Annotated in this window: 18 protein-coding genes and 1 pseudogene; 10 read left to right on the top strand and 9 right to left on the bottom strand. The window is 58.6% G+C overall.

Annotated elements, in window-relative coordinates; genetic code table 11:
• Nucleotides 1–69: 69 nt before the first annotated feature.
• The 4 genes from EL257_RS04935 to EL257_RS04920 all read left to right on the top strand — a co-directional run bounded on the left by EL257_RS04935 (nt 70) and on the right by EL257_RS04920 (nt 4,707).
• Nucleotides 70–558, top strand: a complete 489-nt coding sequence (locus tag EL257_RS04935; RefSeq protein WP_126360330.1) for a sigma-70 family RNA polymerase sigma factor — start codon at nt 70–72, stop codon at nt 556–558.
• On the top strand, nt 555–1,487 hold the full coding sequence (locus EL257_RS04930; protein WP_126360328.1) for a FecR domain-containing protein: 933 nt from the start codon (nt 555–557) through the stop codon (nt 1,485–1,487). Before EL257_RS04935 ends, EL257_RS04930 begins: the two co-directional genes overlap by 4 nt.
• 193 nt (nt 1,488–1,680) lie before the next feature.
• Nucleotides 1,681–4,014, top strand: coding sequence for a TonB-dependent Fe(3+) dicitrate receptor FecA (gene fecA, locus EL257_RS04925; protein WP_126360326.1), 2,334 nt, complete (start codon nt 1,681–1,683; stop codon nt 4,012–4,014).
• Between the two features lie 309 nt (nt 4,015–4,323).
• Nucleotides 4,324–4,707 carry an endonuclease domain-containing protein gene (locus EL257_RS04920; RefSeq protein WP_126360324.1) on the top strand — a complete coding sequence of 128 codons (384 nt, stop codon included), beginning with the start codon at nt 4,324–4,326 and terminating at the stop codon, nt 4,705–4,707.
• A 183-nt stretch (nt 4,708–4,890) separates the two neighbouring features.
• Here EL257_RS04920 and EL257_RS04915 read toward each other — a convergent pair whose 3' ends face one another.
• The gene (locus tag EL257_RS04915) at nt 4,891–5,298 is read right to left on the bottom strand and encodes an HPF/RaiA family ribosome-associated protein (RefSeq protein ID WP_126360322.1); all 408 of its coding nucleotides are present in this window, start codon (nt 5,296–5,298) and stop codon (nt 4,891–4,893) included.
• A gap of 200 nt (nt 5,299–5,498) precedes the next feature.
• Nucleotides 5,499–6,446: a LysR substrate-binding domain-containing protein gene (locus EL257_RS04910; protein WP_126360320.1), complete on the bottom strand. Its 948-nt coding sequence runs from the start codon at nt 6,444–6,446 to the stop codon at nt 5,499–5,501.
• Nucleotides 6,447–6,581: 135 nt separating this feature from the next.
• On the opposite strand from EL257_RS04910, the gene EL257_RS04905 reads away from it, so the two are divergent.
• The 3 genes from EL257_RS04905 (at nt 6,582) to EL257_RS04895 (ending at nt 9,863) form a co-directional block, all read left to right on the top strand.
• Entirely contained in the window at nt 6,582–7,958 is a 1,377-nt protein-coding gene (locus EL257_RS04905) for an L-serine ammonia-lyase (RefSeq protein WP_126360318.1), read from the top strand.
• Between the two features lie 62 nt (nt 7,959–8,020).
• Nucleotides 8,021–9,322, top strand: a complete 1,302-nt coding sequence (locus tag EL257_RS04900; protein WP_126360316.1) for an HAAAP family serine/threonine permease — start codon at nt 8,021–8,023, stop codon at nt 9,320–9,322.
• Nucleotides 9,323–9,545: 223 nt separating this feature from the next.
• Nucleotides 9,546–9,863: a DUF3509 domain-containing protein gene (locus EL257_RS04895; RefSeq protein ID WP_126360314.1), complete on the top strand. Its 318-nt coding sequence runs from the start codon at nt 9,546–9,548 to the stop codon at nt 9,861–9,863.
• Here EL257_RS04895 and EL257_RS04890 read toward each other — a convergent pair.
• A complete protein-coding gene (locus EL257_RS04890; protein ID WP_126360312.1) occupies nt 9,860–10,360 on the bottom strand; it encodes a phosphate-starvation-inducible protein PsiE in 501 nt (166 codons plus the stop codon). The genes EL257_RS04895 and EL257_RS04890 overlap by 4 nt on opposite strands.
• A 346-nt stretch (nt 10,361–10,706) precedes the next feature.
• Here EL257_RS04890 and EL257_RS04885 point away from each other — a divergent pair.
• A pseudogene (locus EL257_RS04885) lies at nt 10,707–10,946 on the top strand (YebG family protein); the annotation flags it as partial.
• A 157-nt stretch (nt 10,947–11,103) separates the two neighbouring features.
• Here the strand turns inward: EL257_RS04885 and EL257_RS04880 are convergent.
• Nucleotides 11,104–12,123: a Glu/Leu/Phe/Val dehydrogenase family protein gene (locus EL257_RS04880; RefSeq protein ID WP_126360308.1), complete on the bottom strand. Its 1,020-nt coding sequence runs from the start codon at nt 12,121–12,123 to the stop codon at nt 11,104–11,106.
• Nucleotides 12,124–12,307: 184 nt separating this feature from the next.
• Here EL257_RS04880 and EL257_RS04875 point away from each other — a divergent pair, with 184 nt between their 5' ends.
• Entirely contained in the window at nt 12,308–13,111 is an 804-nt protein-coding gene (locus EL257_RS04875) for a SirB1 family protein (protein WP_126360306.1), read from the top strand.
• Nucleotides 13,112–13,231: 120 nt separating this feature from the next.
• On the opposite strand, the gene maiA is transcribed toward EL257_RS04875, so the two are convergent.
• Genes maiA through hmgA form a run of 3 tightly spaced genes read right to left on the bottom strand, consistent with a single transcriptional unit; the run spans nt 13,232 to nt 16,492 of the window.
• Nucleotides 13,232–13,867: a maleylacetoacetate isomerase gene (gene maiA, locus EL257_RS04870; RefSeq protein WP_126360304.1), complete on the bottom strand. Its 636-nt coding sequence runs from the start codon at nt 13,865–13,867 to the stop codon at nt 13,232–13,234.
• A gap of 12 nt (nt 13,868–13,879) precedes the next feature.
• Nucleotides 13,880–15,184, bottom strand: coding sequence for a fumarylacetoacetase (gene fahA / locus EL257_RS04865; protein ID WP_126360302.1), 1,305 nt, complete (start codon nt 15,182–15,184; stop codon nt 13,880–13,882).
• Nucleotides 15,185–15,187: 3 nt separating this feature from the next.
• Nucleotides 15,188–16,492: a homogentisate 1,2-dioxygenase gene (gene hmgA / locus EL257_RS04860; protein WP_126360300.1), complete on the bottom strand. Its 1,305-nt coding sequence runs from the start codon at nt 16,490–16,492 to the stop codon at nt 15,188–15,190.
• A gap of 164 nt (nt 16,493–16,656) precedes the next feature.
• On the opposite strand from hmgA, the gene EL257_RS04855 reads away from it, so the two are divergent.
• Nucleotides 16,657–17,454 carry an IclR family transcriptional regulator gene (locus EL257_RS04855; protein WP_126360298.1) on the top strand — a complete coding sequence of 266 codons (798 nt, stop codon included), beginning with the start codon at nt 16,657–16,659 and terminating at the stop codon, nt 17,452–17,454.
• A 19-nt stretch (nt 17,455–17,473) separates the two neighbouring features.
• On the opposite strand, the gene EL257_RS04850 is transcribed toward EL257_RS04855, so the two are convergent.
• Both EL257_RS04850 and EL257_RS04845 read right to left on the bottom strand, forming a co-directional pair.
• Nucleotides 17,474–19,870 carry a dermonecrotic toxin domain-containing protein gene (locus tag EL257_RS04850; protein ID WP_126360296.1) on the bottom strand — a complete coding sequence of 799 codons (2,397 nt, stop codon included), beginning with the start codon at nt 19,868–19,870 and terminating at the stop codon, nt 17,474–17,476.
• A gap of 169 nt (nt 19,871–20,039) precedes the next feature.
• Nucleotides 20,040–22,601 carry a LuxR C-terminal-related transcriptional regulator gene (locus EL257_RS04845; protein WP_126360294.1) on the bottom strand — a complete coding sequence of 854 codons (2,562 nt, stop codon included), beginning with the start codon at nt 22,599–22,601 and terminating at the stop codon, nt 20,040–20,042.
• Nucleotides 22,602–22,712 lie beyond the last annotated feature (111 nt).

The raw sequence follows: 22,712 nt of genomic DNA, 5'->3' as shown, positions 1-22,712 counted from the left end.
CTACAATGCGAACAGTTCTTGTTCTCTAATGCACGTTCTCTACGCAACCCTGCGTCCGGAGTCATCTCGTTGCCGCCCGCCCATTCCGTCGAATCGCTCTATCACGCCCATCATGGCTGGCTCACCGGCTGGCTGCGGCGCAAACTCGGCTGCCCGGACAGCGCGGCGGATCTGGCGCAGGACACCTTCATCAAGGTGCTGACCGCACGCGAACCCGCGGCGATCATCGAGCCGCGCGCGTTTTTGACTACCCTCGCCAAACGCGTGTTGTTCAATCATTACCGGCGTCAGGACCTGGAACGCGCCTATCTCGATACCCTGGCGCAGATGCCGGAAATGCTTGCACCGTCGGAAGAACACAAAGCGATCATCCTGCAGACGCTGATCGAGCTGGATCAGTTGCTTGACGGTTTGCCGCGTCAGGTCAAACGCGCTTTTTTGCTAGCGCAGGTCGATGGGCTGACGTATCCGCAGATTGCCGCAGAGCTCGGTATTTCGGTGGCCACCGTCAAACGTCATTTGAACAAAGCGGCGATGCGCTGCTATTTCGCCCTATGACTCGCCAAGCAGATTTTTCCGCGCAGGTCGCCGAACAAGCGGTGCACTGGCTGCTGGAAACGCAGCAAGGCGCGCTGACGCCGCGCCAGCAACTGGCCTGGCAACAATGGCTGGATGCGCACAGCGAACACCGCCGGGCGTGGGAGCATATTCAGCGGGTCAACCAGCGTTTGCGCGGCGTGTCGTCACCCGTGGCCCACGCGGCATTGAACGGGCCGAAATCGGCCAGCCGTCGTCAGGCGCTGAAACTGCTGCTGATTCTCGGCGCCGGCTCGGCTGCGACCTGGGGCCTGCGCGAGCACAATCCGCTGCCTTCGCTGGTCGCCGATTACCGCAGCCCGATTGGGCAGCGGCGCCAGGTTTCGCTCGGTGGTGCCGATTCGTTGCAACTCAATACAGCAAGCTCAGTTGATGTTGATGGCCCGCGACGGCTGATTCGGCTGCTGGAAGGCGAAATACTGTTGAGTACGGCTAACCCGTTCGAAATACGCACGGCGCAGGGCCTGCTGAAAACCCAGGGTGCGCGTGTGAATGTGCGGCAATTTGGCGATCGTACGCAGGTTGCGCTGTTTGCGGGACAGGTCGAACTGACCGTCAGCGGACGCGCGCCGATGCTGTTACCGGTTGCTCGGCAATTGAGTTTTACCGCAACGTCGGTTGGCGAAGCCAGACCACTGGATGCTAATAGCGGTGCTTGGGTTGATGGCATATTGGTGGCGGCGCATATGCGGCTGGGTGATTTTCTTGACGAGTTGGGGCGCTACCGTCGCGGCCAGTTGAGCTGCGACAGTCACGTTGCCGATCTGCTGATATCCGGGACTTATCCACTGGACGACAGCGAGCGGATTCTCGACCTGCTGGAGATCAGTTTGCCGGTGAAAGTGAGGCGGTTTACCCGGTATTGGGTGAGCGTTGAAGCGCGGGTTTGAACAGCAAAAATCAAAAGATCGCAGCCTGCGGCAGCTCCTACAGGAGATATGCATTCCAAATGTAGGAGCTGCCGGAGGCTCGGGCCGCGATCGCACGATCTTTTGATCTTGAAAAATAAATGAGCCGTTTTTCAGATCTGGCGTGACAGAGAAGGAAAGCCCCCTTGATGCAACCTTCTCAGGATCATTCGACATGCACCCCACCCGCCTCACGCCACTGGCCCGCAGCCTGCGCAATCTTGTGCTCGGCGCCAGCCTGAGCTTCATCGCCGCACCCGCCGCACTGGCCGCCGATGCCAAGGTTTATCACATCGCGCCAGCGTCGCTGGAAACCGCACTGAACCAGTTTGGCCGTGAGGCCGGCGTGCTGATTTCCTTCGGCTCGCAAGTCACCAGCGGCGTGCAAAGCCTTGGTCTGGAAGGCAGCTATTCGCCCGAGCAAGGTCTGCATGCATTGCTCGAAGGCACCGGTCTGCAAGCACGCGCAGAGGGCAATAACGCATTCAGCCTGCAACCGGCGGCTGATGCGGCGCTGGAGCTGGACACCTCGACCGTAGTCGGCGACTGGCTGGGCGACGCCGCGCAGATCAATGTGTTCGAACATCCCGGTGCGCGTGATGTGATCCGTCGCGAAGAATTCGAGCGTCAAGGCGCAACGCAGGCCCGTGATGTGCTCAACCGCATCCCCGGCGTCAACGCCCCGGAAAACAACGGCACTGGCAGCCATGACATGGCGCTGAATTTCGGCATTCGCGGCTTGAACCCGCGCCTGGCGGCACGCTCGACCGTTTTGATGGACGGCATCCCGGTGCCGTTCGCTCCTTACGGCCAGCCGCAGCTGTCGTTCGCGCCGATCAGCATGGGCAACATGGATGCGGTGGACGTGGTACGTGGCGGCGGTGCCGTACGCTACGGCCCGCAGAACGTCGGCGGCGTGGTCAACTTCGTGACCCGGGCGATTCCTGATGAGCCGACGGTAAAGGGCGGTTTCCAGACCGAAACCAGTCCATCGTCCAGTCACGATGGTTTCAAGACCAGCGCCAACTTGCTGGCCGGCGGCACCAACACCAATGGTCTGGGCGGTGCATTGCTGTACTCCGGAACGCGTGGCGGCGATTGGCGCGAACACAGCGACAGCGAAATCGACGACCTGATCCTCAAGGGCAACTATCAGCTCGACGATGCCAACAGCTTCAACGCCATGGCGCAGTATTACGAAGGCAAGGCCGACATGCCCGGCGGTCTGAACGTCGCCGATTACGACGCCGATCCGTATCAGTCAACGCGCCGCAAAGACCAGTTCTGGGGCCGTCGGACGATGTTCAATTTCGGCTATCGCTATCAGGAAGATCGCCGCGAGTTCACCGCCAATACGTTCTTCACCAAAACCTTGCGCAGTGGTTATCTGGACCAGGGCACGTTCCTCTCGCTGTCGCCGCGCGAGTATTGGGTGCGTGGTCTGGAAACCCGCTTCGCCCAAGGCTTCGACCTCGGCCCGACCAGCCATGAAGTCGGTGTCGGCTACCGCTACATCAACGAGGCCGGCCACGAACTGCGCTATCGAACGCCGATCAGCGCCAACGAATACCCGACCACCAACAGCCGCAACGACCGTGACACTCGCGGCGGCACCGAGGCCAATGCGTTCTTCGTCGATGACCGCATCGACATCGGCAAATGGACCATCACCCCGGGCGTGCGCTACGAGATGATCGACTCGCAGCAAACCAAAAACCTGACCAACGTCAAATACAAAGGCGACTACAACACCGCGCTGCCGGCGCTGAACGTGCTTTATCACCTGACGGACAGCTGGAATTTATACGCGAACACCGAAGGCTCGTTCGGCAGCGTGCAATACAGTCAAATGCCCAACCGCGTCACCAGCGGCGAAGTGAAACCGGAAAAAGCGCGCACCTGGGAGATCGGCACGCGCTATGACAACGGCGCATTGCGAGCGGAAATCGGCGCCTTCCTGATCAACTTCGACAATCAATACGAAAGCAACCAGACCAACGATTCGGTGATCGCCCGTGGCGAAACCCGCCATCAGGGCATCGAAACCAGCGTCAACTACGCCCTGGACGATCTGAACCCGACGCTGGCCGGTTTCGATGTCTACGCCAGTTACGCCTATGTTGACGCCACGATCCGCGAAGACGGGCCGAACAAAGGTAACCGCGTGCCGTTTGCCTCGAAACACAAAGGCACGATTGGCGTCGGCTACACCGAAGGGCCGTGGAAGCTGAACCTGGACAGCAGCTTTCAGAGCGACCAGTTCGCCGACAACGCCAACACCTCGAACGAAAGCGCCGATGGCAGCACCGGCAAGATCCCCGGCTACATGCTGTTCAGCAGCCGCGCCGGGTATGACTTCGGGCCGCAGTTGGCGGATCTGAACGTGGCGGTGGGAGTGAAAAACATCTTCAACACGCAGTACTTCACGCGTTCGTTTGATGACAACAACAAGGGCAAATATGTGGGGGAACCGCGGACGGTTTATGTGCAGACGTCCGTAGCGTTCTGAGATTGGAAAAGCCCCTCACCCTAACCCTCTCCCGGAGGGAGAGGGGACTGACCGCGTTGTTTTACGGGTTACGCCGACCTGAGATATCGAGTCGAGCTTACGTTTGAAAAGCACACAAATCGGCCCCATCTCCCTCTGGGGAGAGGGGACTGACCGCGTTGTTTTACGGGTTACGTCGACCTGAGATATCGAGTCGAGCTTACGTTTGAAAAGCACACAAATCGGCCCCCTCTCCCTCCGGGAGAGGGCTGGGGTGAGGGTTCTCGGCTACAGTGAAATATCAAATCAACTTCACAAGGATCGTGAAGCATGCAAACCCGCCCCACCCTCGTCCAGTTCTCCCGCCAGTTACGCGCCAAGCAAACCGACTGTGAACACCTGCTCTGGCAGAAGCTTCGCTCACGGCAAATCGCCAATCTTAAATTCCGTCGACAGTTTCCCTGCCCGCCTTACGTGCTGGATTTTTACTGTGCTGAATTGAAATTGGCGATTGAGCTGGATGGGGGCCAGCATTACGAAACGTCGGGATTGATTCATGACCAACGCCGAACGTTCCATCTGTATGAGCAGGGTATTGAGGTCGTGCGGTTCAGCAATAAGGAGGTCATTCAGCAGATGGATGACGTACTGGAGCAGATCATACAAATCGCGGCAGTTCGCAGATTGCCCTCACCCTCTGGGAGAGGGGACTGACCGCGTTGTTTTGCGGGTTAAGCCGACCTGAGGTATCGAGTCGAGCTTACGTTTGAAAAGCACACAAATCGGCCCCCTCTCCCTCCGGGAGAGGGCTGGGGTGAGGGGCTGTTCTGCCACGAACAAAAAACGGGCCTGCTTAAGCAGGCCCGTTCTCCTTGTGTGACTTGAAAAATCAGCGCATCAACTGTTTATCGCTGCCTGTTCGTTCTCGTCAAATTCTTCGGCCAACAGTTTGTCATTGGCTTTGCCAGTGAATGGCACAACAGCGGCGCGTGGTTTACCTCGCAGTTTGCCGAACAGGTGATCCAGCTTGTGCTCGAGCTTCTCGGCAGCGCCGTCAATCGCCTGTTCCAGCGAATCGGCTTTGTGGGTCACGGAAATCGGTTGGTGGCCTTTAGGCCGCGCTTCCAGTTGGCAGCGCAAGTCATGGGGACCTGGTTTGTCGCCGTTCTCGTCGCTCAGATGGACTTCGACACGGGTCAGGTCTTCTTCATAACGTTCGAGCGTGCTCTCAATAGTTGTACGTACCCACTCCTCCAGTCGCTGACTACTTTGAATATGGTTATCGCTGTTGACTTGGATTTGCATAGTTCATCCCTTATTTCAGCTAGCTCGTTGGAGGTCTTGGTGTGAATTTCCTGACCTCCTGGTTACAACAATCGGCCCGACTACCGAACATTTCAACCCCTGAAAAAAGAAAAATATTCATTCGCAAAAAAAGCCGGACATCCGAGCGAAGCGCTGGTAAGGTCGGGAGTTGGGTCGCCCCGCCCCACTGCAAAATCTACTCACAATTGCCCGTCATTCAACGGGTGCAAACTGCGAAAAATCCCCGCCTCTTCCACCAGCCAGTCATGCACGGCGCGCACGCCCGGATGGCTCAACGCTCCCGGCGCATACAGCAGCACGTAGCGTTTGTGATTGGGCACCGCCAGGCCGAACGGCACGATCAACGTCCCGCGTTCCAGCTCATCGTTAAGCAACGTGCGCCGGGCAATCGCCACGCCCATGCCGGCAATTGCCGCCTCGATGGTCAGGTGATTGCGATTGAAGGTGTGGCCTCGGCGCACATCCGCGCCCTCAACGCCGATCGCATTCAAATAGAACTCCCACTCCGCGTATTCATAACTGCCGCGCCAGGCGGTGATGTCGTGCAGCAGCGGGAAATGCGCCAGATCCGCCGGCCCGTGCAGCGGCGGTCGCCCGCGCAGCAAGCTCGGCGCACAGACCGGGAATATCTGCTCGTCGAGCAAGGCTGTGGATAACAATCCGGGATAACTGCCGTCGTTCAAATCGATCGCCAGATCAAAGTCGCCTTCGTGCAACGGCACGCTGCTGTCCTCGGCCACCAGTCGCAACTGGATGTCCGGAAAACGTTGTTGCAAGCGTGGCAGACGCGGAGTCAGCCATTTGCTCAGGAACGACGGAATCGAGCGCACCCGCAAGATGCCGCTGATCATCCCCGCATCCAGCCGGCGCAACTCCGCATCGATGCTGCCGTAGGCTTCATTGACCGTAATCGCCAGCCGCTGCCCTTCTGCACTCAATTCCACGCCCCGCGCGCGTCGATGAAACAGCCGAAAGCCCAGGCGCTCTTCCAACTGACGAATTTGCTGGCTGACCGCGCCCGGCGTGATGTGCAGTTCTTCCGCACAACGGGTGAACGACAGGTGCCGCGCAGCACAGGCGAACACCTGCAGCCAGACGTAGGTCTGGGCGTGCAATTGACGACTCATTGTTTAGTCCTGCTAAAGGCTGTCTTAGGAAGTTTCGTTGGTCACGTCAGACCGAGCTAGGCAGTATCGCCGACATTGCGCTCGTCCTACAAAAAATGGCAGCGATTCCTACTCCATTGCTTGTAAGGGTTTAGCATGGCTATCAGTGTTTTCGATCTATTCAAAGTCGGCATCGGCCCGTCCAGCTCCCATACCGTCGGTCCGATGCGAGCGGCGGCGACATTCGCTCAGGCGCTTCTCGATCAACAGCTGTTGAACGATGTAAGTCGCGTGCAGATCCGCTTATACGGTTCGCTGTCGGCCACCGGCGTCGGTCACGCCACCGACCGCGCGACGGTCATGGGATTGATGGGCGAATGGCCGGACAGCATCGATCCGGCGACCATCGAACCGCGCATCCGGCAAGTTCGCGAAGCCGGGCAACTCACCCTCGCCGGCCAGAAAACGATCACTTTCAACTGGCAAAGCGACCTGCTGCTGCTTGACGAGAGCCTGCCGTACCATCCCAATGCCATGTCGCTGACAGCCTTCGGCGAAAACGGCGAACTGTTCGAGCAGACGTATTACTCGGTGGGCGGCGGTTTCATCATTGAGGCGGCGGAAGCCGAATCCGGAGTAGCGCCGAGCGGCGACGTGGTCTTGCCGTACGATTTTTCCAGCGCTGCCGAACTGCTGTCGCTGTGCAAGCAACACGGTTTGCGGGTTTCCGAACTGATGATGGCCAATGAGCGCGCTTGGCGCACCGACGCCGAAATCCGCCAGGGCTTGTTGCACATCTGGTCAGTGATGCGCGAATGCGTCGAACAGGGTTTGCGTCACGAAGGCATTCTGCCCGGCGGTCTGAATGTGCCGCGTCGCGCGGCGAAACTGCACCGCAGCCTGCTGGAAATCGGCAAACCGAACGTCATCAGTTCGACCCTGTCGGCGATGGAGTGGGTCAACCTGTTCGCCCTCGCCGTCAACGAAGAAAATGCCGCCGGCGGGCGCATGGTCACCGCGCCGACCAACGGTGCCGCGGGAATCATCCCGGCCGTTCTGCATTACTACATGAAATTCAATCCCGATGCGTCTGACGATGATGTCGTCGCTTTCTTCCTCGGCGCCGCCGCCGTCGGCATTTTGTGTAAGAAAAATGCTTCGATTTCCGGTGCCGAAGTCGGCTGCCAGGGCGAAGTCGGCTCGGCGTGCGCCATGGCTGCAGCCGGTCTTGCCGACGTCCTCGGCGCAACGCCGGAGCAACTGGAAAACGCCGCCGAAATCGGTCTGGAACACAATCTGGGCCTGACCTGCGACCCGGTCGGCGGTCTGGTCCAGGTGCCATGTATCGAGCGCAACGCCATCGCCGCCGTGAAAGCGATCAACGCCACGCAAATGGCCCTGCGCGGTGATGGCAACCACTTCATTTCCCTCGACCGGGTGATTCGCACCATGCGCGACACCGGCGCCGACATGCACGACAAATACAAAGAAACTTCACGGGGCGGCCTGGCCGTGAACTGGGTGGAGTGCTGAGCAGCCTCCACCGCCGCCCGTAACACGTGAGCCCGAGCAAGAATAATAACGAGGCAAAAACGATGACCGATGTACGTACACCTGCTGCCGAAAATCCCGCTGTAGATCACACACGCAATACAGAAACGGCCCACAAAGGCTGGAATAAATTCGACACCACCTGGATGCTGGGCCTCTACGGCACAGCCATCGGCGCCGGGACGCTATTCCTGCCGATCAACGCCGGGGTTGGCGGTTTCTGGCCGCTGTTGATGCTGGCGGTGCTGGCCTTTCCGATGACCTTCTTCGCGCACCGGGGGCTGACCCGTTTCGTGCTGTCCGGACGTTCCGGGAACATCACTGAAGTGGTTGAAGAACACTTCGGCATCGGTGCCGGCAAGTTGATCACGCTCCTGTATTTCTTCGCGATCTTCCCGATTCTGCTGGTGTACAGCGTTGCGCTGACCAACACGTTGAGCAGTTTCCTCGAACATCAATTGCACATCGCCCCGCCGCCTCGGGCGATCCTTTCGCTGGCATTGATCCTGGGGCTGATGGCCATCGTCCGCTGCGGCCAAGGCGTCATCGTCAAGGCCATGAGCGTGCTGGTTTATCCGTTCGTTGCGGCGTTACTGTTGCTCGCGGTCAGTCTGATTCCCAACTGGAACGGCGCCTTCTTCGCCAGCGCTCAAGAGGCGGTGCCGATGTCGGCGTTCCTCAAGACCATGTGGCTGGCGATCCCGGTGATGGTGTTTTCCTTCAACCATTCGCCAATCATTTCGGCCTTCGCGGTGGAGCAGAAACAACGCTACGGCGAACAGGCCGAACGCAAGAGCAGCGGCATTCTCGCCATGGCCCACGGCATGATGGTAGTGACGGTGATGTTCTTCTGCTTCAGCTGTGTGCTGGCACTGTCGCCGGCGGACCTGGCCGCAGCCAAGGCGCAGAACATTTCGATCCTGTCGTATCTGGCCAACCACTTCCAGACCCCGGTCATCGCTTACGCCGCGCCGCTGATTGCCTTGGTGGCGATCACCAAATCCTTCCTTGGCCACTACATCGGCGCCAGCGAAGGCTTTCAGGGCATGATCGTCAAAAGCCTGCGCAGCCGCGGCCGGGTGATGTCGGCAAACTGGCTGAACCGCGCCACCGCACTGTTCATGATCCTCAGCTGCTGGGCGGTCGCGACATTCAATCCAAGCATCCTCGGCATGATCGAAACCCTCGGCGGCCCGGTGATTGCCTGCTTGCTGTTCCTGATGCCGATGTACGCGATCCGCCGAGTGCCAGCCTTGCGCCAGTATTCGGGACACGCGTCGAACGTATTCGTGGTGCTGATCGGCCTGATTGCACTGTCAGCGATCATCTATTCATTCCTGCCCTGAAACAGGCCAAAAAAAGGCGCGCCGCAAGGCCCGCCTTTTTCGTTTGGTGCCGTGATCATTGTCCGACAACTTTCCCGGCACAGCCCTTGCTACATCACATGCGCAAGCCACACAAGAAGCGTAATGGCGATATGGCCATGGAATGGCCGGTGATCAGATTCGGCGAACCAAATCGGATCATGGCCGGTCAACAACTGCACGTTCAATCAGGCGGTGACGCATCATGGACAACCCATTTCAAATCATTACCGATGCATTCGCGCCGGACTATCAGATCAATCTGAGCATTCAGGGCCTGGACGGCAGCATCATGCTGACCCTGTCCAATGCTGGGCGAATCGTCGCCAAACGCATGATCAGCGCTGAGCAGCGCAACGATCCAGCGCGGTTGAAGCGACTGGTGCAGAGCATCCAGTTTGGTATTGCCATCGAACAGGGGCACAGCGCCATGACGATACTCGAAGCCATGACCAGCGGCGCAGGACTTACCCCGCCACCGCCACGCGTCAAAAGCCAGCCCGGTCAGGCGGCAGGGCTTTAAAGTTCGCCCTTCTCCACTTCCGGATGCTCGCTCGACCCCGTACCGAGCGTGCGCTGTGGTTTCTCGATCTTCACTGATGGAAATTGCGACGAAGCGTAACGCACCACCAGGATCGCAAATGCCAGCAACAGAATCCCGCCGCACAGGTAGATGATGCCCATGTCCGGCGGGTTGTGGTGCGATACATTGGAAATCAGCAAACGGGTCAGCGCGGTAATCGCCACGTAAATCAGAAAGCGCACGGGCATGTGGTTGGTCTTGAAGTAAATCCCGACCATCGCCCCCAGCTCCAGATAGATGAACAGCAACAGAATGTCATCGATCTTGATATGGCCTTCTTCAAGCATGCCGAGAAATTCCATCACCGCCGCCCACGCCGTCACCGCGCCGATGGCGAACAGTGCCAGGTAATGGAAGGTTTCAACGAACAGGTTGCCCAGTGACTCGGCCAGCTGATGCACGTTTTGCCGTAATTTCTCGGCCCAGTTGATTTTCAAGATGAATTTCCTTAGCCCGTTTCGGGCGGATGATGCGTATCGGACGTGACGGTTTTGCGCACGCGCCCTTTTGCCCCGGTTTTCATGCAGGTTCAGGGCCACGCATCATTGCGATCCGCCGCTAATCCCGCGCCGTGACGTTTGGTCGCAGGCTTGCGGCACGGCACTGTTTTTGCGGGAGCGAGCTTGCTCGCGTAAGGCTACGAAGCGACGGCCTGACAAACGCAAAATCCGGTCTACATTGAAAAGCCACTACCCATGGCGCAGGGATTCGCTTATCCTTTTCGCTGTATATGGATACAGTAGTCGTCAAGACAACTTAATGTGAAGGCATGTGAGGTGGTGAATGGCCGTCGAAGTGGTATACCGCAGCAGCCGAGATCTGGAGCGCTTGTTCATGGATAAAGCCGAAGCTGACCGTCATGACAAAATGCTCGAACTGGCCGAATATCTGGCCGATGTGCTGCAAAAAGCCGTTCCGTCGTTGACCGAACAGCAGGTGGAAGAAGCCGGGATCTACATGGCGAAGAACCGCGAAGTGTTCGCCCGGGCGTTCAAGAGTCAGCCGGACGCTCTGAGCGAATTGCTCAACGCGCCGGTTGAACCTGTCGAGGAACAGCAAGCAGCAGAGCCTGAAGAGGCGCCGGCGAAGCCAGCCAAAGCAGCGAAAGCGCCGAAGTAATCGGCGCCCTCATCAAAAGATCGTTCAATCGCTGGTCGCGGTTGGACGATTTTTTGTTTTTTCAGCGATACAAAACCTTTTCCGCCAGTTCATCTGCGACCCGCGCCGGCGAACGTTTCTCTGCCTGGGCATGGGCGAACACTTCGGTCAGCCGCGAGCTGATTTTCGACAGATGCGCGGTAATCGTCGGCAGTTCTTCGCCACGATGTTTCAACGACACGTAAATCAGCCCTCCGGCGTTGATCACATAATCCGGCGCATACAGAATTCCGCGTCGCTCCAGTTGATCAGCCACGTCCAGGTGCGTCAGTTGATTGTTTGCCGACCCCGCCACTGCCGAGCAGCGCAGTTGCGAGACGGAATGGCTGCTGAGAACACCGCCCAGACCACAAGGCGCGAGAATGTCGCACGGCGTACTCAGCAGCGAGTCGTTGGCAATGGGGTGGGCGTTGAGTTGTTCCATCGCCAGTTGCACCTTGCCGTGGTCGATGTCACTGACCAGCAGTTCGGCGCCGGCGGCATGCAGTTGCTCGGCCAAGGCAAAACCGACGTTGCCCAGCCCTTGAATCGCCACCCGCAAACCTTCCAGATTATCGCTGCCCAAACGTGCCATGGCTGTCGCGCGAATACCGGTGAACACGCCCATCGCGGCATGCGGCGCCGGGTCGCCTGCCGATGTGGTGCTGGTGACATGTTGGGTCTGCTGGGCGATGCAATCCATGTCTGCCACCGAGGTGCCGCTGTCGATGGCGGTGATGTAGCGACCGTCGAGCTGCTCAATGCAGCGGCCGAAGGCTTCGAACAGCGCCGCGCGGTTTTCCACGTGCACCGGACGCACGATCACCGCCACCCCGCCGCCCTGTTCGAGTCCGGCAAGCGCCGCTTTGTAACTCATGCCCTGAGCAAGGCGAATGGCGTCGGCGACCGCAGATTCGTCATTGTGGTAGGCAAGATAACGACATCCGCCCAGAGCTGGCCCGAGGCGACTGTTATGAATGGCAATAACCGCCTTCAACCCGGAAACCGGGTCGACGCTAAGGTGCAGCGATTCCAGGCGAGTGCTTTGCATGAGAGCGAACATCGACAGGCTCCCGAATCACTTCTTGTAGAACGCCAGTATAGGCCTGCGCCTGAAAATTGCTGGAGCGCACCGGAATAAGCACTCATCAGGACAACCGCTTCGCGGCATAACCGGACGCGCTTGCAGGCGGCACTGGACGAATCCCACGGACGGGGCTAAAACGAGGCATTCGCCGGAGATTTCGATGAGCCCGCGTCAACGTTTTTTCGAATGTCTGCACCGTTCCCCGCCCGCGCTGTTCGAGGCCGCGCTGTGGATGGCGGCCGAGCACGAAAAAGCGCTCGATGTCGAAGCCTTGATGCACGAATTCGAGGATCTGCAACGACGAGTCAGCTATGGCTTGCCGATGCTGCCGGTGAGTGAACTGGCGCAGCCGTTGTTGCGGCGCATGACCGATCTGGGATTTGCCCAGGACGATTTTTTGCCGCTGCGTCCGCAGGCTGCGTTGTTGCCGAAAGTGTTGCAGTCGCGGCGCGGCCAGCCGTTGGCACTGGCTCTGATCGCTCTGGAGTTGGCGCGAGGTCTGGAGATTCCGTTGGTCGGCGTCAATTTCCCCGGGCACTTCCTGCTGCGGGTGCCCGGCGCCGATCACCTGCTGGACCCGTGCGGCGGCCGGCGCTTGTATCCCAATGACTGCCGCGAACTGTTGCAGCGTCAATACGGGCCGAACATGAAGCTCAGCGCCGAACATTTGCTGACCGCCACACCGAAGCAGATGCTCCAGCGCTTGTCGCGCAATTTGCGCCAACTGCACCTGACGCATGATGATTTTATCGCTGCGTTGATCGACGCCGAACGCGTGCTCGAACTGGGTGATGCCGGCGCCGCCGATTATCTGGCCCGCGCCAGCCTGTACCAGCGGCTCGATTGCCCGAATGCCGAGCGCTTCGACCTCGAGCATGCGCTGTTGCTCAGTGACGATCCAATCCAGCGCTTGCGCCTGACCGAACGCCTCGGCCACTTGCCACCCAACTCCGTCGTCCACTGAAATACGTTTCGGAACACAGCCCGAGCCAGTGGGAGCGAGCCTGCTCGCGAAGCGGACGGCGCAGTCGCTCTGGCGGACCGCGTCATCGTTCTTCGCGAGCAGGCTCGCACCCACAGGTTTTTACGGGGTGTCGGGCTGGTTGGCGGGATGGGCGTTGATAAAGGCCGGGTGTTGCGCCGCGAGCGCGGCGACGCGGCAAATCCGCGGATAGGCGTCGAGGCTGACGTTGAAACGTTCCGCCGCGTACAGCTGCGGAATCAGGTACACGTCCGCCACACATGGCCACTCGCCGAAACAGAAACCACTGTCACCGATCAGTTGCTCCACCGTCGTCAGCCCTTGGCTGATCCAGTGACTGATCCACTCCACCACCTGAGTTTCCTCGTACCCCGATTGACGCAGGCGGTTGAGGACGCTGACATTATGCAACGGATGCACATCGCAGCCGATCACCGCCGCCACGCCGCGCACCTGAGCACGGGCAACGAGGTCTTCCGGCAGCAACGGCACCTGTGGATAACATTCTTCCAGATACTCGATGATCGCCGGCGACTGGATCAGCAACGCTCCGTCGTCGGTGCGCAAGACCGGCACCCGCCCCTGGGGATTGATCGCCAGATAGCCGGCCTGACGATGCTCGCCACCCGGCGGCGCAATCAGGTTTACCGGCAGTGCCTGGTAGTCGAGGCCCTTCAACGCCAGCGCAATCCGTACCCGGTACGACGAAGTGGAACGGTAATAGGTATAAAGATCCATGAACCGCTCCCGTCAGCGTGCCGCGACCACGGTGCCGCGACATTCGCCGAAGCCGATCGAGGCAAACCCGTCACGAACACAGCGGGCGCGCAGGATGATTTCATCGCCATCTTCGAGGAATTTGCGCACCTCGCCAGACGCCAGTTCGATCGGCTTTTTACCCCCCTCAGTGATTTCCAGCAAACTGCCGAACTGACCGTTTTCCGGACCGGACAAAGTGCCCGAGCCAAACAGGTCACCGGCCTGCAACTGGCAACCGTTGACGCTGTGGTGGGCGACCATTTGCGCAACCGTCCAATACATATGGCGGGTGTTGCTCAGGGTCAGCCGATGAGCCGGCAGGTTCCGCTCGCGCATGGTTTCGGTGAGCAGCAACACTTCCAGCTCGATGTCGAACGCGCCAGCGTCCTGATCGCGCTTGTCGAACAGATATGGCAGCGGTTGCGGATCACCATCAGGCCGCGCCGGCTGTGCGGTACGGAATGGCGCCAGCGCTTCGGCCGTCACCACCCATGGCGAAACACTGGTAATGAAACTTTTCGACAGGAACGGCCCAAGTGGCTGGTATTCCCAAGCCTGGATATCGCGCGCCGACCAGTCGTTGAGCAGACAAAAACCGGCGATGTGTTCGGCGGCATCACCGATGGCGATCGGCTCCCCCATTTCGTTGCCCTGCCCGATCCAGATACCCAGCTCCAGTTCGTAATCCAACCGTGCGCACGGACCAAACGTCGGCTCGCTCGCACCGGCAGGCAGGGTTTGGCCTTTCGGACGCCGCACATCGGTGCCGGACGCACGCACGGTGGAGGCGCGACCGTGATAGCCGATCGGTACATGCTTGTAGTTGGGCAGCAGCGGATTATCCGGGCGGAACAGCTTGCCGACGTTCTGCGCGTGCTCGATGCCAACATAGAAGTCGGTGTAGTCACTGATCCGCGCCGGCAAATGCATCTGGCAATCGGCGGCCAGCGGCAGCACAGTCGCGCCTTGCGCCTCGATGTTGCCGCGCAAGGTGCTGCCTTCACTGAACAGCTCCAGCAGCCGCTCACGCAAAGCCACCCGCGCAGGACGACCGAGCTCGAAGAAGGCGTTCAACTGACCGCCGTGCATCGCTTCCACGGCACTGCGCGCCAGGCCATCGAACACACCGGCCTCAAGCGCGACTTGCAGGTCGAAAATGTGCTCGCCAATCGCCACGCCGGCGCGCGGCGCTGAACCGTTCAGGCTGAATACGCCCAGCGGCAAGTTCTGCAACGGGAAATCCGCATGGCCATTGGCCGAAGCGACCCAACTGCGGGTGATCGAATTTTGCGTCATGGGTTATCTCCGGGTCGGGTCAAACGTGGCGGGCAGCGTGGCCCAGCAGGCGTCGTAACTGGATTGCAATTGCGGGCAGTCGAGGGCGAAGCGGCTTGGCCGCAACACTTGGCTGGTTTCGAACATGAAGGCCATGGTGTTATCGATCTTCACTGGTTTGAGATCAGCGTTGATCGCCTTGGTGCAGGTCTCGCCATCCGGGCCGTGGGCGCTCATGCAACTGTGCAGAGAGGCTCCGCCGGGTACGAAGCCTTCGGCCTTGGCGTCGTATTCGCCCTGGATGAGGCCCATGAATTCGTTCATCAGGTTGCGGTGGAACCACGGCGGCCGGAAAGTGTTTTCAGCGACCATCCAGCGTGGCGGGAAGATTACAAAGTCGAGGTTGGCCAGGCCGTGTACGCTGGTCGGCGAAGCCAGCACGGTGAAGATCGACGGATCCGGGTGATCGAAACTGACCGTACCGATGGTGTTGAAGCGACGCAGATCGTACTTATACGGAACGTTGTTGCCGTGCCAGGCAACCACGTTCAGCGGCGAATGGTTGAGCTCGGTGGCCCACAACTGGCCGAGAAACTTCTGCACCAGCGTGGTCGGTTGCTGAAGGTTTTCATAGGCCGCAACCGGGGCCAGAAAGTCCCGTGGGTTGGCCAGGCCATTGCTGCCGATCGGCCCCAGGTCCGGCAGCCGCAGCGGCGCGCCGTGATTTTCGGCAACATAACCGCGCGCCTGCGGGTCAAGCAGTTCGACGCGAAACTTCAGGCCGCGCGGCAGCACCACGATTTCCAGCGGCGCCACTTCGAGCACACCCAATTCCGTGGCAATGCGCAGACGGCCGAGCTGCGGTACCAGCAACAATTCGCCGTCCGCATTGAAGAAAACCCGCTCCATCGAACGGTTGGCGGCATAGTTGTAAATGCTGATCCCGGACGGTTTTTCTGCGCTCGCGTTGGCCACCATGCTGACCAGTCCGTCGATGAAATCCGTCGGCTCGGTGGGCAGCTCCAGCGGATTCCAGCGCAGGCGATTCGGCGTCACTTCACCCAGCGGGCCACCGGCCAGTTGCCGTTCCTGTTTGACGAATGCCGGATGATTGGCCGACGGATGAATCCGGTACATCCAGGTGCGCCGTGCTTCGCTGCGCGGCATGGTGAATGCGGTCCCGGAAAACAATTCGGTGTAGAGGCCGTATGGCGCTTTTTGCGGGGCGTTCTGGCCAACGGGCAGCGCACCGGGCAACGCTTCGGTGCTGAATTCGTTGCCGAAGCCGGACTGATAAACCAGCGCCGACGCGGTTGAATCGAGGTTCATGGAGCCTCCTGAACGGGGAGTCGGTCGTGGCCCATTCCTCTGGCTCAGAGGTCTCGACACGCCGGGGTTGTTATTATCGTAATCTGATTACGCATAACGTAATTTGCTCGCTATCCAGCGTCAAGCTATAAAGACGCCCATTCGTTTCGGAACCTGACCGCATCATGGAAAAACCCAGCGACAGCAATGGCAAACAGAAAGTCCGCTCGGCGGAAGTCGGCACGGACATCCTCAAGGCTCTGGCTGAATTGTCACCCTCGACCTCGCTGTCGCGCCTGGCCGAACACGTGCAGATGCCGGCGAGCAAGGTCCATCGCTATCTACAGGCGTTGATCGCTTCGGGCTTCGCCGAGCAGAATCCCGCCACCAACCATTACGGACTCGGTCGCGAAGCGCTGCGCGTGGGTCTGGCGGCACTCAACAGTATGGACGTGCTGAAAGTCGCCGCCCTGCCATTGGCGGAACTGCGCGACGAACTCAACGAAACCTGCTTTTTGGCGGTGTGGGGCAACCAGGGCGCGACCGTCGTGCACATCGAACCGGCCGTGCGCGCCGTGACGGTGGTGACGCAACTGGGCTCGGTGTTGCCATTGCTCAGTTCATCGACCGGCCTGGTCTTCAGCGCTTATCTGCCGAACCGGGAAACCGCTGATTTGCGCGAACAGGAAATCGCCGTGATCGGTCATCCGCTGAAGGATGAAAAGACCTACACCACATTGTGCGAGCAGATCCGCGAGCGTGGCCTGCATCATGTGCATGGCTTGTTGATGCCGGGCGTGGATGCGTTGTCCGCGCCGGTGTTCAACGCGGTCGGGCAGGTCGCGGCGGTGCTCACCATCGTCGGCCCGACGTCCCTGTTTCATGCCGACGAAAACGGCCCTGCGGCGCAGCGATTACTCGATGCGACGCGGGCCGTAAGTTGGCGGATGGGGTTTGGCGCCGACGCGCTGCCGAAACGCTAGTCAGCGACAGGCCGAATTGTTACAGCAACAACGTTTTGCTGTCGGCTGCTGGCTCCTCGTGCAGAATTTCTTCGAGTAGCTTCAAAAGCTGTTCGTAGTCGAAGGACTGGCCGGTCGCGGAGGCAACCAGACCGGCGATCGCCTTGCTGTCTCCCATGAGCTGGATCAAGGTCTTTTGCGCCTTGCTCGCTTCCTTGCCGCCAGGCACCAGCGATGCCAGATCGAGCAAGGCATCCTTGAAATTGTTGAATGCCGATTCCCGATCGCCATAGCGGTAGGCTTCGGCGCCATCCAGCACGTTTTTGGTGATTTGTACCAAAGTAAGTGCCAGCCCAACAGGCGGAATGACCATACTCACGGCACTTGAGGCTAACACCACCGCGTCATAAGCGAGTCTGCTGATAATTTCGTTGAGACTGGTAGTTTGCGCATCCACGTCGGAAATGATTCGTTCGATGCGTTCATCGTAACTTGAGCCTAACGCAAGCACCCGACTGTTCAACTCAAGGACGGGCTGTGTTTCTGTAATGTTCCTATATTCAATATTATTGATGAACGTACCCATGATCCGCTGATCAATGAATTTGACCCGATTGTAGAAATACTGCCCCAGGCCATGCTCCTTTATCGACTGGAACAATTGACTCAGTGGGCGAAAATAGACGCCGTCCGGTGCGTCCGGAGTGTAGAGAATTTCATCAATGGTGCGATTGTTCACCAGCCTGAACACATACACACCTTCAACAAGACATCTTTTTACATGAAATTTGAATACCGCACTGTATTGCACACTGGAAGGTGTTTCTCCGAACGGTGGAAAGTATGAAACAGGCACTTTTTTAAGACCTGCTATCAACATCCTCAACTGCTCAGCCACTCCACTTGTGATTACTCCACTGAAAAAACTGGACAGTACTGCGTGATGCATTTCCGCTTGCCGGGCTTTGAAATGAACCTCTTTCCTGAAATCGTAATCCGGTTGCTGACTATTCAAGTAGTGGGTACGCAGCATGGCAATGTATTGCTCGCCCGGACGTAAAGTCCTCGACCAGCTGGCCAGCTGACGTATATCCAGATCGGGCAGCGCCGGATGCTCCGCACTCACGACAAAGCGGGGATAAACTCCAATAACTTCGCCGCCACGTTCATGAGCATAAAATGACGTTTCCTTGATTATCAACTGAGTGAGCGGTACCTGTTCGTTCTCACTCAGATCAATAAGGATCTCATCGGGGTTGACCTGCACTGTTTTCCCGAAGGTTCTCAACAGGTCTTCGATCTTATGCTTGATGAGGTCGTAGCAGAACCGCTCATAAGTAATTAAACCGGCTTCGCGGGTGCCAACGGTGTAAAGCGCTTTCAACTCGGTGCTCAATCGGGAGAACGATTGGTGCAGCTCACGCGTCGCGTTTCGATAAGCGGCAGGATGGGCTAGCGATTCCTGCGCCAGATCCCAGTTAATCTGGTGAAGAATTGCCTGTACAAGAATGCCCTCAGGCGAGATCGGCCACTCGGTGAGCGTCGCACCCTTCCAAGCGCTGGGAAGTTGCCGCAGGATAGCCGCGTATTTCTCCAGCGCGCGCCGCTCCGTCGGATGCGCCTGCCCGATGAGATAGGCCAGTCCTTGCTTCGTTTTGACCCAGCTAGCGACGTGAAACTCAAGTTCGCGAATATTGGGAAACTGAGTCCAGGCGCGCCCCTCCGGGGCACCAGGAGCGTATAGAGCGCAGCCGCCATAGGGCTCAGCCTTTTCCTGAAAGACCATCAGGTCCCTGAAGCCGAATCGGTATCCATTGATCACAAAGGGTGACGCCGACACACTGCAGTCGCCTTGCATGAAGCGTTCAACCAGCTTCACACGTTGTTGATCCAAATGGCCCTGCAGGTTGGCGACAAACAGGCTGTAGGCGGTGCGCGCTCCCAAGACTTCCCTCAGCGCCATTACCACGTCGTAGTGACTGAGAGCCTGTTGACGCACGTCCCAAAATTCCGAGCGAAGATCGACGCTCGACAACCAGCTTTCCACACGCAACCGGGACAATCCCGAAGGGACCTGACCGTCGAAGGTCATATCGAAACGCTGATCCCGATCATGCAGGCCGAACAGCGCCAGTTCTACAAACGTGCGCTTGTCTTCCTGGACCAGAGTTCGTTGACCGACCTTGATCTGATAGCGGCAAGTTACGTTGATTTTTTCCGGATCTGCCGCAACACCCAACGCACTATTGATCCACTCTTTACACCGCTCAGTGGCGTAGGCCTTCAGCGATGCCGCTTTACCGAGCAACTGATCACGCTGGCTTTCCTGAGCCTGCATGGTCTGAAGTAACTCTGCATAACGCTGCTGGTTTTGCTCACTGACGCCAGACAGCCATGCCGGCAGAACAGCCGAATAATATTCTATAAAATTCATCATCAGTTTCTCACTTCCAGAATTCAAATGACCCTGCGCCACTTGAAAGTCGAAAGTTATCGAAGCTGGATTCCAAAGAACATCAAACAGCCGTTACCACACATGTTTAAAAGTTATCAAACGTCTCGGACCGGCAAGTAAACAGTGATATCCATGGATAAAAGCAATAATATCAATCGAGTTTCAACCCCAGTAACTTGGCACTGGCCACCGCCTGAGTTCTTCGCTCCACTCCCAACTTTCCATGTATCCTTCTCGCGTGAGTCTTTACCGTATGTAGCGAGATAAAAAGCTCATCTGCAATCTGTTGATTGGAATAACCCTTGGCGATCAACCGTAAAACTTCAAGCTCTCGCTGACTAAGCAGAACGCTACCGCTCAATTCCGGTGTCGGATGGTTTGGTGACATCTTGTCATCGAGTGCTGGCAGCAACCCAGGTCGGCGCAATGTCAGTTCGCGCAATGCCTGATACAACCTGTACTGACTGACCCGTTGCAGTCCTTGCTGCAAATAGTTTCGCGCTGAATCCTGATCGCCCTGCAAGTAAGCCACCTCGGCCAACGCCAGATACAAGTCGGTTTCGAGAACATGCATTCGGCAATGTGCAGCAGCCGCCAATAATTCATTGAGACGGGCAATCGCATTACAGGCCGCACATAAAGCCGCCTGCGCCAACATCAACAGGCATTCAACCCGGGGAATCAACTCGATTGTCGCTGGCGGGGCCTGCACTGCATCCGGACCTTGATAGTGTCGCAGAAGACGATTCATGGCCTCGCTTGCCAACTCGGCACGTCCTTGTTGTAACCAGAACACACTGCTGACCTGTAACAGCACCCCGCGATAGACCGTTTCCGGGATCTGTCGCTGTTGCATCAATCGCTGCGCATCGCGCAGCCAGACGAATGCGTTTTCGAAATCCCCCTGATTAGCCGCCAGTTGCGCCTGCCCCAGATATCCGTACAACGCACGCTTGTCATGGTTGCGTTTGCAATCGTCCAGTCCCGACCGAAAGAACTTCGCCGCGACATCATCCAATCCCTGACTCAGAGCCAGACGACCGCGTCGCAGCGCAACCCGTCCCATTAGCGGCGCCGGCGGGGTAGAGAGTCTGCCGAGCAGATCATGCACCGCCGCCAACAGACTTTCCGCCCGAGAGGCCGCGCCGCGCTGTTCGAGTATTTGCGCGTGATCGAGTTCAAGCAGCGCTTCGAAAACCAGCGAATCATGCGCCCGTGCCAGACATAACGCCTGGCGATTCTGCGCGTGTGCCACATCGAGCTCGCCTCTGAGCAGCGCCTGCTGAGTCAAGCCGGACAAACACATCAACCGGGCAATCCAGTTATCGCCATCGAGCGAATCCAGCGCCTCGTTAAAGAGTCCCTCAGCACAACTCATCCGGCCTTCAAGATGAAACAACCAGCCCTGCAACGTTTGCCACCGAGCAATCAATTGCCGCTCGAGCGCGGCTGTAGGTTGGGGCATGAAGCGCGATAGTTGTTCGATGCAATGCGCGGCCTGTTCGAATCGACCGGCAAACAGCAGCGCTGCAGTGATCAACCCGACCAATTGCGGCGTACTCATGGTCAATGCTTCGCCGTGGCACTCGTGCAGACGCAACAACAGCACAACGGTTTGCTCTTCGAACAGATTTTCGAAACTGAAGTACTGCAACAGACTGACCGCCGCCTCATACTCTTCAGCCAACAGCGCCTGCTCAAACGCCGAGCGCCAATCCTGCGCAGCGCTGAACCATTGGCACGCCCGTCGATGCCATGACCGGGCGCAGGGCCATTGCTCGTCACGCATGACCCGCGACAGCGGCGCAAATATCTGCAACCAATGCACTGAATCGTTCCATGGCTCGATAAAGCAGCCGAGTTCTTGCAGCGTGCGCAGGTATTGCGCCCCTTCCCCCGCACCGAACAAATGCTCACACAGTTCGGCATTGAAGCGCGGCAAATGCGCCAGCACCCGCCACGCCTCTGTCAGCTCAGGCGTGAGGCTGCTGAATAGTTCGTGCTGCAGATAATCGAGCAACGTGTCGACGCGTTGCCGGGGCTGAATGCTTTGTGACCAGTCACACTTTTGCAGCAGCGCCATCCGCACACCGGCGCACCAACCGCCGGTGCGCTCGCCGATGCGTGCGGCGACGCTGCCGGCCTGCTCCGGGGTCAGATGCCTCAGGGCGCCAGCGATTTCCAGTGGCGTCAACGCTAACGTTGCGCTTTCGCACTCGTACAACTCATCGCCAAGCAACAGTCGCGGCCAATTGCATTGCGGACGTCGGCGCGTAGCGATCCACCAGATCAACGCCGGACTGCTGACTGCCAGCAGGCGGTCGAGCCAGGCGTCCAGAGCCGGATCCGGCTGACGACAGTAATCGTCGATAAACAGCCACGTCGGTGTTGACCATTGCGCCAGGATCGAGAGCAATGACGTAGTATCAACGTTCCCGGGCAGACCCAAGGTCTGCGTCAGTCGATGACAGAATTCGCCTTGGCTCAATGTTGCGCCAGTCAAAGGCAACCAGCGCACCTCACACGCGGTGGGCGCCTGTCCCATGCACTCGGTCAGCAACGCACTTTTACCGCTGCCAGCGGGTGCGCAAATCAACCTGACCCGCGCCGCCGACTCAAGTAATGGTTCGCTCAGGCGCGGACGCAACTGATGGTGGGAGGACAGTCGGGGAAGAAATCCGGGGCGATCCTGGCACAAAGTCATGGCGGTCATCGGGTGAGCCTTATTATCGTTGTGCAGTCACCCTAGCCCTCTCCAATCCGCTTGTTGACGAGTATTCAGAGCGCTGATTGCTGTCCATAAAAAAAGCGACCGTGCGGTCGC

It is taken from the genome of Pseudomonas fluorescens (assembly GCF_900636825.1).
GTDB lineage: Bacteria > Pseudomonadota > Gammaproteobacteria > Pseudomonadales > Pseudomonadaceae > Aquipseudomonas > Aquipseudomonas fluorescens_BG.
This window is presented reverse-complemented; position numbering and strand designations above follow the sequence as displayed.